The 12,678-nt window shown below is 67.4% G+C and carries 11 protein-coding genes and 1 tRNA gene; 8 read left to right on the top strand and 4 right to left on the bottom strand.

Translation table 11 applies throughout. From position 1 onward, the window contains the following. The first annotated feature begins 517 nt into the window (after nt 1–517). From D3230_RS06010 to D3230_RS05980, 7 genes are all read left to right on the top strand, one after another. On the top strand, nt 518–3,163 hold the full coding sequence (locus D3230_RS06010) for a hypothetical protein (protein WP_237467114.1): 2,646 nt from the start codon (nt 518–520) through the stop codon (nt 3,161–3,163). 121 nt (nt 3,164–3,284) lie between these two features. Further along, nucleotides 3,285–4,292 (top strand): DNA-processing protein DprA, encoded by a 1,008-nt coding sequence (locus D3230_RS06005; protein WP_202344129.1) that lies wholly within the window; start codon nt 3,285–3,287, stop codon nt 4,290–4,292. A gap of 82 nt (nt 4,293–4,374) precedes the next feature. Further along, on the top strand, nt 4,375–4,914 hold the full coding sequence (locus D3230_RS06000) for a hypothetical protein (protein ID WP_202344128.1): 540 nt from the start codon (nt 4,375–4,377) through the stop codon (nt 4,912–4,914). After that, on the top strand, nt 4,911–6,716 hold the full coding sequence (locus tag D3230_RS05995) for a TraM recognition domain-containing protein (protein WP_202344127.1): 1,806 nt from the start codon (nt 4,911–4,913) through the stop codon (nt 6,714–6,716). The genes D3230_RS06000 and D3230_RS05995 overlap by 4 nt, the downstream gene beginning before the upstream one ends. Nucleotides 6,717–6,759: 43 nt before the next feature. Further along, a complete protein-coding gene (locus D3230_RS05990) occupies nt 6,760–7,215 on the top strand; it encodes a single-stranded DNA-binding protein (RefSeq protein WP_202344126.1) in 456 nt (151 codons plus the stop codon). A gap of 5 nt (nt 7,216–7,220) precedes the next feature. After that, entirely contained in the window at nt 7,221–7,829 is a 609-nt protein-coding gene (locus D3230_RS05985; protein ID WP_202344125.1) for a hypothetical protein, read from the top strand. A gap of 173 nt (nt 7,830–8,002) precedes the next feature. After that, entirely contained in the window at nt 8,003–9,193 is a 1,191-nt protein-coding gene (locus tag D3230_RS05980) for a tyrosine-type recombinase/integrase (protein ID WP_337249112.1), read from the top strand. A gap of 231 nt (nt 9,194–9,424) precedes the next feature. Here D3230_RS05980 and D3230_RS05975 read toward each other — a convergent pair. Together D3230_RS05975 and D3230_RS05970 are read right to left on the bottom strand one after the other, a co-directional pair. Continuing rightward, a tRNA-Pro gene (locus D3230_RS05975) sits at nt 9,425–9,498 on the bottom strand. Between the two features lie 230 nt (nt 9,499–9,728). Then, nucleotides 9,729–10,166: a pyridoxamine 5'-phosphate oxidase family protein gene (locus D3230_RS05970; RefSeq protein ID WP_202344124.1), complete on the bottom strand. Its 438-nt coding sequence runs from the start codon at nt 10,164–10,166 to the stop codon at nt 9,729–9,731. Nucleotides 10,167–10,314: 148 nt separating this feature from the next. Here D3230_RS05970 and D3230_RS05965 point away from each other — a divergent pair, with 148 nt between their 5' ends. Further along, the gene (locus tag D3230_RS05965; RefSeq protein WP_202344123.1) at nt 10,315–11,232 is read left to right on the top strand and encodes an NUDIX domain-containing protein; all 918 of its coding nucleotides are present in this window, start codon (nt 10,315–10,317) and stop codon (nt 11,230–11,232) included. On the opposite strand, the gene D3230_RS05960 is transcribed toward D3230_RS05965, so the two are convergent. Further along, entirely contained in the window at nt 11,162–11,875 is a 714-nt protein-coding gene (locus D3230_RS05960) for a lysoplasmalogenase family protein (RefSeq protein ID WP_337249111.1), read from the bottom strand. The genes D3230_RS05965 and D3230_RS05960 overlap by 71 nt on opposite strands. Nucleotides 11,876–12,168: 293 nt before the next feature. Next, nucleotides 12,169–12,639: a ribonuclease E activity regulator RraA gene (rraA, locus tag D3230_RS05955; RefSeq protein WP_202344122.1), complete on the bottom strand. Its 471-nt coding sequence runs from the start codon at nt 12,637–12,639 to the stop codon at nt 12,169–12,171. Nucleotides 12,640–12,678 lie beyond the last annotated feature (39 nt).

Here is a 12,678-nt window from a genome sequence, read left to right as displayed (position 1 = left end):
TAAGCGGCATGAAGATCAATCAGGAACATGCGGGTCTAGAGACAAAAAGACTAAGCGGAGCCCCGTGACGGGGCTCCGCTCGTTCGTTGATCCAAGGTGGCTAGCGAGGTCCCAAGGACCCCAGCGCCCGCCGCCCAGATGGTTTCGAGCAGGTACTGCCAGAACCTCCTTTGCGTTGCGGACTGACTCACGGGGGCACTCACCGGAATAGCTTTCATTCGATTCTCCTTTCGCTTGTTCCTTGCGGGAATCTCACTGAGGAGGCGGACGAACGCCAGGGGCAGGGCCACCGCCAGCCACACTGTGCCGAGCCACATGGAGGGCTCGCTAGCACCTTGAACCAACGACATACCCATTCTGCCGCCGTCTGCGGCTCGCGTCTACGCGTGTGCCGCAGGTTCAGAGCCGCGGCGTTCGGGACACGCGGCGTTCGGGACTCAGGCATGACGGTGTGCACCTGGCTGTTGGCTGCCGTCATTTCTGGCGGTGGTCTTCCATCGTCCAGTCAGGAGTTCCCATGTCGAATACCGTGCTCGTTCCGCCCGGCGTAGCGAGACCGCCCAGCCGCGCCGCCGCTCGTGCGGCGGCGCTTCTCACGATCCTGCTCATGCTCATCAGCGGTCTGTTCTTCACCGCGCCCCCGGCGCAGGCGGCGACCCTCGGTGTCGGCTACGGCAACGAGTCGCTGTGGCTGGGGTCGTTCTCCTCTCATGGCCGGCAGGCGTACTGCATGGATCTGGATTCGCTGCCGCCGTATGGCACGACCCAGCATCCTGAGCTGAAGACCACGCTCGAAAGTCTGAGCGATACCGAGCTGGCTCGTCTCAACTACGTCATGGGCCGCTGGGGCGAGTCACAGGACCCGAATGTGACGGCGGCGGTGCAGATGTACGTGTGGGATGTCGCCGATCACGGCAACTACGCCGACCGTGGCGGGGATGCGCACTTCATCACCCGCGTCCCGGCAGGCGCGCAGGGCACCGTGATCGCGAACCTGGGCGCGATGCGCGACGCTGCGGCAGCGAACGCAGTCGCGAACCCGTCGGTGTCGCTGTCGATCAGCATGAGCGACCAATACAATGGGCAGGTCACGGTCAGCACAAACCCCGCGTCTGCGACGGGCACCGTGACCCTCACCAATGCCACCTTCGCGAACGGGTCGGCCACCGCGACGCTCGGCGCGGGTACGCATCAGATCGTCGGCACCCCGCCAGAGTCGGCTCCCGACTACCAGATCACCGCTGCCATGCAGGCTCCCGCGATCGGGTACGGGGCGGGCGTCGATCTCTTCTACACGCCCGGCGAGCAGCGCATTCTCGCGGCCGCCTCCTTCGAACCGCTGTCTGCGACCGCGAAGTCCCCGGTGATCCCGCTCGACTTCCAGCCGGTCATCGAAACGGTCGTCTCGGCGAAGTTCGTGCAGGCCGGCGACGTGTTCACCGACAAGCTCGCCGTATCGGCGACGAAGCACTCCTGGATCAAGGTGAACGGGAACCCGGTGCCGGTGCTCGCCGAAGGCACCCTGTACGGGCCGTTCGATGCGCAGCCGGCCGAAGCGAACGCGCCCCCGCAGGGCGCGCCCGTTCTCGGCACCGAAACCCTCACCCTCACGAGGCCAGGCGACTACGTCTCGCCCGGCACCCTCACCGCCCCGGAGTCGGGCTACTACACGTGGGTGTGGAAGATCGACAAGCAGCAGCAAGGCGGCAACGCGAAGTACCTCACCGATTCCTTCACGGATCGCTTCGGCAGGGTCGCTGAGACCTCGATCACCCCGTTCCAGCCCGAAGCAGTATCGAAGGCGAACGGACGGCTCGTGAAGCCCGGCGATGCCGTGACCGACACCATCACCGTAGAGTCGAGCAACGGCCGGTGGCTGAAGCACAACGGCGAACTGATCCCGGTGGTGTTCGAGGGCACCGCCTATCAGGCGCCCGGCACTCTGCCGCCCGCGCAGGGGGCTGAGGTTCCGGCGGGTGCGGTGCCGATCGGCACGGTGCAGGTCACCGCGACCGGGCCGGGCACCTACGAGTCGCCCGAGGTGATCCTCCCGGATGCGGGCTTCGTGACCTGGGTGTGGCAGGTGAAGAAGGCGTCGCAGCCCGAGTGGGTGCGCCCCTACATCGCTTCCGATTGGCAGGACGACTACGGCATCAACATCGAGTCGCACTCGGTGCGCTGGCCGCTGACGATCACCTCGGAGGTGCGCGAGTACAACGTGCATCCCGAAGGTAGAGCGTTCGACCGGATCACCGTCACCGGGTTCCCCGACAATCACCCCGAGTTCGAGGGCGACGGCTACTGGGGCCCCGACACGAAAGAACTCGAGCACACCGTCTACGGACCTTTCAAGACCGATGCGGAGCTGACAGACGATCTCGATCTGTCGGATGCGCCGATGCTGACCCGGATCACCACGCCCGCGAAGAACGGCGTCTACGACATCGGCTACACCAACGAGGATCGCATCCAGCCGGAAGACCCCGGCTACTACGTCGTGGTGACCATCTTCGCGGGCGACGACCGGGTGCAGCCCTTCAAGAGTTCTGCCTCGGACATCTGGGAGCGGTTCTATGTTCCCGACGACGAGCAGCCGCTGTCGGTCATCACGCAGGCCACCCCGGCCGCGGGCGTCGGCGAGGAGTTCGACGATGCCGCGCTCGTGCAGGGATCGAAGATCCCCAAGGACTCGTATCTCGTGTTCCGCGCCTACGGCCCCCACGACCCCGAGGCTGAGCCGGTGTGCGAGACGCCGTTCTTCACCTCCGAGAAGATCCCGGTTACCCAGGCTGGTATTTACCGTTCCGGGAAGACGAGCGTCGACCGGGCCGGGCACGTCTACTGGGTCGAGACCCTCTACGGGAAGGACGGGAGGGTGCTCGCCGAAGGGCGCTGCGGTGCACCGGGCGAGACCACGGTCGTGACCGGCACCCCGCCGAAGGTACCGCCGACACATGAGGTGCCGGATCTGCCGAAGCTCCCGCCTGGGCTCGCGGTCACCGGCGGGTCCGGGTTCCCGTGGATCATCGCCACAGGTGGTGCGGTCGCGCTTCTCGCGGCTGGGTTCACGCTGTGGTTCGGGCGCCGGCTCGCGCTCTACCGGGAGCGCAACGGCTACTTCAGAGAGGAGGACGAAGGTATCGAAGAACTCATGAACGACTAGACACCCCCACTGAGCGGGCGGAACCGGCAGACCCTACCCCCAGGTCTTGCGGTTCCGCCCGCTTCGTCATGCCTGCCCGGTGCACCTGCCCTCTGACAGCAATCAGGCTCAGGAGGCGACGGTGACCGACTACACGGAAGACATGATCGCGCGCATGACGCTCGCGGCGCTCACCGACCCGGGAGACCCGGTCACAGGGAAGCTCGTGCAGGCCATCGGCCTCACCGAGACCCTCGCGCTGCTCCGAGACCCTGGCGCTGCGATTCCCGCCCAGGTCGACCCGCTCGAAGGCATCCGCTGGCGGCAGGAAGCCGCTTCACGGCAGAAAGACGCCCTCTCAGACGAACTCATCACCCTCACCGAAGGGGGCGGGCTCAGGCTGCTCACGCCGGGGCGCGCGGGGTGGCCGGCAGACCTCACCGATCTCGGGCCTTCGGCACCGCTGGTGCTGTGGGCGAAGGGGAACCCGGAACTGCTCACCTCGTCGCTCACCTCCCGGGTGACGATCGCCGGCGCACGCGCAGCCACCGGCTACGGCGTGCACGTCACCCGAGAGCTCGCCGGCCAACTTGCCGAGGCTCCGCGCATCCTCATCTCCGGGGGTGCCTACGGTATTGATGCCGAAGCGCATCGTGCCGCGCTCGCTGTGCGTTCCGGCTCGACGATCGCGGTGCTCGCGGGCGGCGTCGACCGCCCCTATCCGGCCGGGAACGCTTCTCTGTTCCAGAGCATCACCGACAGCGGCGGCCTGTTGCTGTCCGAAGTGCCGCCCGGACTCGCACCGAACCGGGATCGCTTCGTCGCCCGTGCCAGGCTCATGGCCGCACTCAGCGCAGCAACAGTGATTCCCGAAGCCGGATTCCGCTCGGGCAGCCTGCGGGTCGCGGTCGAGGCCCACGATCTCGGCCGCCGCGTCGGCGCGGTGCCGGGCCCGATCACCTCCGCAGCCTCGGCCGGCTGCAACCGGATGCTCGCCGAAGGCCTCGCAGAGGTGGTCACGAACGCGAGCGGCATCGAATCAATGCTCGATCCCACCCCGACGCCGTACCGCCTCCCGCCGGCCTATCAACAGGCTGCCCGCCGCGCCGCACCGGATGCGAGCCGCACGGCGGGTCGGGCCGCCCTCTGACCCTCATTCCAGTCCTGGCCCTGGCGTGCCTGCGCGTCAGGGCCGAGCTCTGCCCTCGACCACTTACGAAGGAGATTCCCGCATGCCCAAACGCGATCACTCGAAGCACTCCGACCCAACGGCCGTGATGGTGCGGATCGTCGTCGCAGACGACGGCACACTGACCGTCACCGTCGATGGGGCACCCTACCTGCCGCCCGAGTTCTCGCCGCCCTGGCGCCGTGCGTCGTTCCCCGCGATCGTCGACGCGATCAGCCAGCAGACCGGCCGCACCCTCCGCGTCGACGTGATCGAAACCGACGGCCGCACCATCACCGACTTCTACACCCCACGCACGCCCCGCAGGGCCGACCCGCAAACGCCCGCCGCTGAGCCCTCTGAGCAGGTTGCGGCCGCAGTGGTGCCAGCCCCGGCGCCGTCGCGTCTGATGCAGTTCGCCGGGTCCGGGATGATCCCCGGCGAAGAGGTCGCGGTGGCGATCATCATCGCGCACGCCGAGTCAGGGCCGGACGGGATCGCCCGTGCACTGATCGACTCCCGCTACCTTGAGCATTCGCCCACGGGCGAAGCCGTGCTGCTGGGCCGCATCTCCGCAACGGTCTGCCTCGGGCAACCGCAATGAGTTCCCCGATCCGCCCGACCGGCAGCCTCGGCGACGAGCTCACGAACGCCTCACTCGTCGGGCTTGCCGCGCTTGCGATCCTGGCGGCGATCCTCCGTGGCGCGGGAAGCGTCGCTGCGTTTCTCACCGGTTCGGCGCCGCCCGCCGGAGGGATCGGTGCTGGTGCCGGGGTCATCCTGCATCCCGGCGACCCAGCCACTGCACTCGATGCGCCCGGCCTGAACCCGGTCGTCTACTGGCTCGTCGCAGGCGTGCTGATCGTCGCCGCCGGAGCGGCTGGCTGGTGGGTATGGTCGGCGATCCGGCATCACGGCCGGCGTCAGGCGATGGACCCGTACCGCATCGCAGGCATCGCCACCCGGGCCGAAGTCGCCAGATCCGGATCTCCGCGCGCCCTGCTCGCACGCGCCGGCAACCTGCGCTCCTCCCTCGAACACCCGGAACCGGCTGATGTCGGCTACCGGGTCGGGGTCTCGCGTGGGGTCGAGGTGTGGGCCTCGGTCGAAGACTCGATCCTGCTGATCGGGCCGCCCCGAAGCGGCAAGGGGGTGCATATCGTCATCAACTCGATCCTCTCCGCCCCAGGTGCCGTGGTGACCACTTCGACGCGGCCTGACAATGCGACCGCGACCATCCGTGCGCGCGAGCGCATCGGCCCGGTCGCGGTGTTCGACCCGCAAGGCCTCGCAGCAGGCATCCCGGCTGGGTTGCGCTGGTCGCCCGTCCGTGGATGCGATGCGCCGCTGACGGCGATGATCCGGGCTGCGGGCCTTGCCTCGGCCACTGGACTCGGGAAGGGAGGCGTCGAGGGTGGTGACTTCTGGGAAGCGAAAACCCGCGTCGCTCTCCAATGCCTGCTACACGCCGCAGCCCTCGACGGCCGGCAACCAGCCGATCTGTTCCGCTGGACGCTCGACCCCGCCGCCGCAGGCGATGCCGTCTCCATCCTCGGCACGCACCCGCGCGCTGCCGGAGGCTGGGCAGAGGCCTTGCAGGCGATGCTCGAAGCAGACCCGCGCACCAGAGACTCGATCTGGCAGGGCGTCTCCCTCGCACTCGCCGCCCTCGCCGACCCACGCGTGCTCGACGCCGTCACCCCGGGCCCGGATGAAATGTTCGATCCCGAATCGTTCCTCGAACAGAAGGGCACCCTCTACCTCCTGGCGACAGCCGCCGGCGCGAACAACAGCGCCCCGCTGGTTGCCGCGCTCATCGAAGATGTCGTGGAAGCAGCCCGCCGCCTAGCCGCTCGCAGCCCGGGGGTAAGACTCGACCCGCCCCTACTGCTCGCGCTCGATGAAGTGGCGAATCTCAGCCCGCTTCCCTCGCTGCCGACGCTCATGGCTGAGGGCGGCGGCACCGGCATCACGACGATGCCGGTTCTGCAGTCGCTCGCCCAGGCGCGGGAGCAATGGTCGGACAACGCGGCATCCGCGATCTGGGATGCCGCGATCGTGAAGATCATCCTCGGCGGAGCCTCCAATAGTCGCGATCTCCAAGACCTTTCGACGCTCATCGGCGAGCGGGACGAGATCACAGACTCCACGACCGTCGGCGACCATGGTTCACGATCCGCGCAGCGCTCGATCCGCCGCGTCGCGATCATGCCGCCAGACACCATCCGCAGGCTCCCATTCGGCACCGGCCTCGTGCTGCTGCGTTCCGCGCCGCCCATCGTCACCCGGCTGCGCCGCTGGACTCAACGGGCAGACGGCTCACAGCTCGTAGCTGACCGAGCAGCCGTTGAGGCCAGTCTTCGGCGCGATGCGACCGGATGCGGGGCGAGCGCACCTGATTCGTAGAGGTCGCGCACCGTGCGCGACGGTGACTGCAAAGGACACAGAGATGGACATTCGAACCAGAAAGTCGATCCAGGGATACATCGCTCGCCGGCCACAGCTCAAGCGCCTGCCCGACGATCTCTCGCTGTTCATCGCCCAGCTCGGACAGAAGCACTACCGAAACGAGAACGACGGCAGTTTCACCCTCCTTGGCACCAGCTACATCAAGCTGGTGATGCTCGGCGAGAACGCCGAGGAGGCCTTCAACGACTTCGCGGAAGGCGACGACGTTGTCGCCCTCGGCGACTTCAAGACCCGCACCTACGAGCATCGCGGCAACAAGATCGAGGAACAGCAGTTCCTGACCGCCAAGCTCCTCTTCGATACCTCACGCCGCCGCTACACGGTCGAACGCACACCCCGAACGATTGCACCGGCTCAGCACGAGCCGCCGACTGCTGCGGCCGCCGTCGAGTTCCGTACACCGCCGGTAGCCCGGCCGGCCGCGTTCAGCTTGTGACTGCCATGAACGACCTCTCCATTGCTGGCAACCCCGAAGTCGAACCCAACGACGACCTCGACGCCGAGTTCGAGGAAGACGACCTCTACGACCGCCTCATGGCCGGCACGACGCTGCCAGAGCCTCCCCGCCCGATCAACTGGAACCTTCTCTCCTCGGGCGACGCGGAAGCCGAATGGCTCGCGCTCAACCAGTGGGTCGATTGGCTGAGGATGACCTACGGCCTGCCGGCCAGCGTCGTGCCGCCGTTTTGGTACCGGCACCCAGAGCTCCTGTGGGAGCTGTCGGCACTGCATCTGCACTGGGTCGCGAGCTACGATCCCGAGCAGTCAGGATCGGGGCCCATCGCCTGGCACACGGATTTTGCGCTCGCCCGGGAACGGCTGCGCGAGTGGGTCGCTACGTGCGGTACTCGGATCGACCGCGATCGCCCGACACGGCAGACGACATGGCCGGGCGAGAACCCTCAGCCGCCCATCGAAGATGCGGTGATACCAAACCGAGACGAAGACTTCGTTGCGTTCGTGGCTGCCGATGTCCAGGCACGGCAGGACATCGAAGACGAGTTCATTCGCGCGAAGCGAGCGGCTGATCGTGTGCGCGACGCCAGATGAGGTGGAACCATTGTGGAACTCGCGTGAGGCATCCGAGTTCCTGAACGTCTCGCAGGCAACCCTTTCTCGCTGGCGGCGCCAGTCCGAAGGCCCACCCTTCGTCAGCGTCGGAGGGGTTGCCCGCTATAACCCGCCGACCGTGCGGTCCTGGGTACTGGAACGCGAGCGCGATCGTGGCTGACCCGCACCAGCACAAGATGCCTCCCGTCGGCGTGAAGCTCTCCACCAGCGTCGAGCGCCGCGGAAACGGATACCTCGCCCGAGTGCGATGGACCGATCCGCAGACGAAGAAACGCCCCAGCCGCTCCGAGTTCGTCGAGACAACGGACCAGGCCGAGGCCTTCTTCGAAACCATGCGGCAAGCGACGGAGACCGGCGCGAACCTCCTGGTGACGCTCGCAGACTATGTGGAGTCCATCGGCGATCGCTGGCAACGAGGGCTCGACGTGACCTCCACCGTCTCGGGATACGACGCAGGGCTCAGGCTCCGAGTTCTGCCCGCGCTCGGCCATCTGAAGGTGAGCAAGATCACGACGGGAGTCATCGACCGCACGATCGACCAGTGGGAGACCGAATACGGACCCTCCACGATCAAGAACTCCATTGGGCCGCTCGTGCGAGTCCTTGACGTGGCGGTGCGGGACGAGGTGATTCCCTCGAACCCGGCGAAGAATCGGGCGCGTCGCACGCTCAATCACGACTCAACGCTCAAGCCCGGAGCCTTGCGTGCCTATGCGATCTCCGACATCGAGACGCTGACCAGGCTCGCTGAGAAGTGCGCGGAGGTGCACCAGAGCTACTCGGACCACGTCATGCTCTGTGCGCTGCTCTCTGCACGAGGCTCCGAAGTCGCAGGATTGGAAGTCGGCGACATCGACTGGAAGAACCGGATCGTCACCATCGAACGGCAAATCTACCCCGGCAAGGGCGGTCTCGTGCGCAAGCAGACCAAGGGCCGCAACGTGCGCTACGTTCCGATCCTCGATGCACTCGAACCGGTACTCATCCGCCTGTCTGCGGGGAAGCAGCCCGGAGATCCGCTCCTGCGAGGCCCGAGAGGTGGAGTGCTCACCACGGCGACTGTCCGGGATGCAACGAACTGGGATCAGCTCGTGGACGAGCTCGGATTGCCGAACCTCACCAGGCACGGCCTCCGTCATACGGGAGCCACCTGGCTCGCAGACGCAGGGGTGCCGCTCCACGTTCTGCAACGCATCCTCGGGCATGCGTCGATCGAGACGACGAAGGGATACCTGCATCCCGACCATCGACAGCTCAACGAAGCTGCGAAGCTCGCAAACCAGTTTCTCGCACGCCCCAAGAACAGGAAGGAGGAACCCCGCCGACACGGACCACAGCTCTAACCCACCGCGCCATCTCACTCGGCCCCGTATGGGGTCGAGATATCACTGTGCCCGGATTCTGGCCCACTAGATTTCCACTATTTGGCCCACTAGAACCGTATCGAGCGACCAAGCAGCTCGAGCCGAGGCCAGCGATCCCGGTCCATCGCGACCCTCGAGCCGAGGGCTCCCGAGGTCACCAGAAGCGAAGGAAGCCCTGACGAGAAATGGGTTCTCATCAGGGCTTTTCCGTCGGGATGACAGGATTTGAACCTGCGACCCCCTGACCCCCAGTCAGGTGCGCTACCAAGCTGCGCCACATCCCGTTATTCAGTTGTAAGTCTTCGTGCTGAGGGCTATTGCCTTTGACCCCCAGTCAAGTGCGCTACCAAACTGCGCCACAGCCCGTTGTCATCGCGATCGCGAGGCCTCCGCGAGGAGGTCCACCATCATGGCAACCCCTCTATCTTACCCATACTCCGCGGCACACGAAGACCACGGGGCGAACTTCGCGTTTCCCGGGCGCGTCTCTCGGCTACGCGGCATGCACAGAGCGTCAGCCGTGCTGCACGTCTTCGCGGCGCGGCTCCTCGCCGAATCGGAAGGCGCGGCCCGTCACCGACGCCACGCTGATCCGCACGAAGGTGGGTTTCAGTGTCGGGATCAGCGGCTGCAGTGGAAGCTGTGCTGCGGCGTCGATCTCGGACTCCGACTCGAGCGCACGCGCGTCGCCGTGGAACACGAGACTCCAGCCGCCCAGCGCGTCGAAGCGGTCGATCTGGAAGACCACAGAACTGTTCACTGTTAGCCCGGAGAGCTTGCTGCCGGCGGCCGTGCGGAACACCAGGGTGCCGCCGTCTACGACGTAGTTCACCGGGGCGATGTCGATGATGTCGCCGACCCGGGTGACGAGTCGGCCGACCGACGCGGTCGCGGCGAGCTCCCAACACTCGCCCGGATCGAGCACATCCACTCCGTCTGCGTGTGTCTCCATGCTCCCATCCTCTCCCCCGCGGCGAGCTCGGGGAAGGCCGTCGCGAAAAGTCTCACCGGGCATCCAGCCGCCGCAGCTTCTGCGCCCAGGGCCGTAACGAACGGGAACTTCCAGGCGCGCGCCCCGGACCCCGGGATACCCTGGAGGCATGAGCGACCTTCGAGACCCCGGCGACGCGTGGGTCACTGCCGAGGACGGAGGCCGCTACTGGGGCCGCTACGGCGCGGCCGGGCTGCTCGCCTACGACCGCGACCTGGACGCGATCCTCATGCAGCACCGCGTCACCTGGAGCGACCACGGCGACACCTGGGGCATTCCCGGCGGCGCGCGCCACGAAGGCGAATCAGCCATCGACGCCGGCATCCGCGAATCGCAGGAAGAAGCCGGGGTCCCCGACGACGCCGTGGCGCCCCGTTTCACGCACGTGCTGGATCGGGGCGGCTGGACGTATACCACCCTGATCGCGGACGTCGCGACGCCGTTCACGCCCGAGATCACGGACCCAGAGAGCCACGCACTCGCCTGGGTGCCGGTGGCCGAGGTCGAGAACCTGGCGCTGCACCCGGCCTTCGCGAACAGCTGGCAGATCCTGCGCCCGCTGTTGCGCGGCACCCCGACGGTGGTGGTGGACGCCGCCAACGTCGTGGGGTCGGTGCCGGACGGCTGGTGGAAGGATCGCCACGCGGCCGCGGTGCGGCTGCGGGATCGGATCGACGCCCACGCGGGCAGCGGCGCGGGAATCCGGTCCGGGTTCTTCGATCTCCCCGAAACGCAGGTCCCCGGACTCGTCGACGCCTTCCCGGACTGGGTCATGGTCGTCGAGGGTGCGGCGCGCGGCGTCGAGGACGGCGCGCACGTGCGCGTGGTGGAGGCCCCGCGCCTCGGGGACGACACGATCGTCGAGGCGGTGGAGCAGTTGTCGGCGGCGCGCGCGGTCGTGACCGTGGTGACGAGCGACGTCGAGCTGCAGGCCCGCGTGCTCGCGGCCGGAGCGACTACGACGCGGGGCGCGCAGAAACTGCTGCAGGCGGTTCCGCCGCTGCCCGACGGCGCAGCGCAGCGATAATCCCCGCCGCGATCAGGCCCTGGCCCAGCGTGTAGGTGAGCATCACCATGCCGCTGGTCCATGCCGGCATCGCCTCGGGCAGGAAGATGCGGAACGACAGGATCGCGTCGGAGACGAGGAACCAGGCCCCGCCCCACGCGATCACCGGCCCGCAGCGCGAGGCCATCGCCGCGGTGCCCGCGAGCAGCAGGCCGTACAGGATCACGGGCACGGTGAGCGCCCCGGTGTGCTGGATCAGGACCGCGATCATCACGGCGTACGCGAGCGCGTAGACGAGCGCCCAGCGCGGGATTCGCTGCACGGCGACACCCCGCGCCCGCCACATGAGCAGCAGGTACCCGACGTGCGCCAGCCCGAAACAGAGCAGCATCATCGGCAGCTCGTCGTCAAACATTGGGAAGAAGGTGCCGGACCCGTCCCCCAGCCACGAGAACAGCACGGACGCCACGAGCAGCAGGACGACCCCGCGCGGCCAAGGCCGGATCGTGGCGGACGCCCAGAGCACGCCAAGCGCGAGCGCCGGCATGAGCCACAGCTTGCTGGGAGCGTCGAGCGGATGCTCCGCGAACCGTGCGGTGACGTGCACGATCGACACGATCGCGTAGGGCAGGAAGGGCAGCAGCGCCCGCATGCGAGTCTTCACACTGCCGATCCTAGTGGCGGTGCCGCCGCCACCTCGGCAGGCGAGAAACGCGAATGTGACGCAATGGCCGAGGCAAACGCGAATGCAAATGCGGCGCAAAGGCTGACACGAAAGCGGAAGGAAGTGGGAGGACGAAGGCCAACGCAGAAGCGAAAGCCGGCGCAAGAACGAAAGCCGACGCAGAAGCGAAAGCCGGTGTAAGGACGGAAGGCAGTGCGAAGGCGAAAGCCCAATCCGAGGGCGAAGCCCGAGCCAAAGCCCGACGCGAACCCCGAGGCGGTGGCCGGTCGGCGTTACGCCTCGACGAGGATCCCGTCCTCGTCGCACCACACGGTCGCGCCCGGGCGGAACACGACGCCCGCGAACTCCACGTCGACGTCGACCTCGCCCGCGCCGGTCTTGGTGGACTTCGCGGGGTTGGAGCCGAGCGCCTTCACGCCGAAGGGCAGCGTGCCGATCGCCACGCGGTCGCGGATCGCGCCGTGCACGATGAGGCCGGCCCAGCCGTTGTCGACGGCGAGGCCCGCGATGACGTCGCCCACGAGCGCGGTGGCGAGGGATCCGGCACCGTCGATGACGAGCACGGCACCGTCGCCGGGCGTGCCGAGGACCTGCTTGAGTAGCGCGTTGTCCTGGAAGCAGCGGACCGTGCGCACGATGCCCGTGAAACCGGTCATGCCCCCAATGTTCTGGAACTGGAGCGCGACGGACTGCAGCTGGTCCCCACGTTCGTCGTACAGGTCGGCCGTGCTGATCTGAGCCATGTCAGGTTTCCTCCTCGGGCTGTGCCGCGGCGCGGCTGC

It is taken from the genome of Leucobacter chromiireducens subsp. solipictus (assembly GCF_016758195.1).
Classification (GTDB): Bacteria; Actinomycetota; Actinomycetes; order Actinomycetales; family Microbacteriaceae; genus Leucobacter; species Leucobacter solipictus.
The sequence above is the reverse complement of the archived record's forward strand: the minus strand, read 5'-3'. Positions and strand labels throughout refer to the sequence as shown.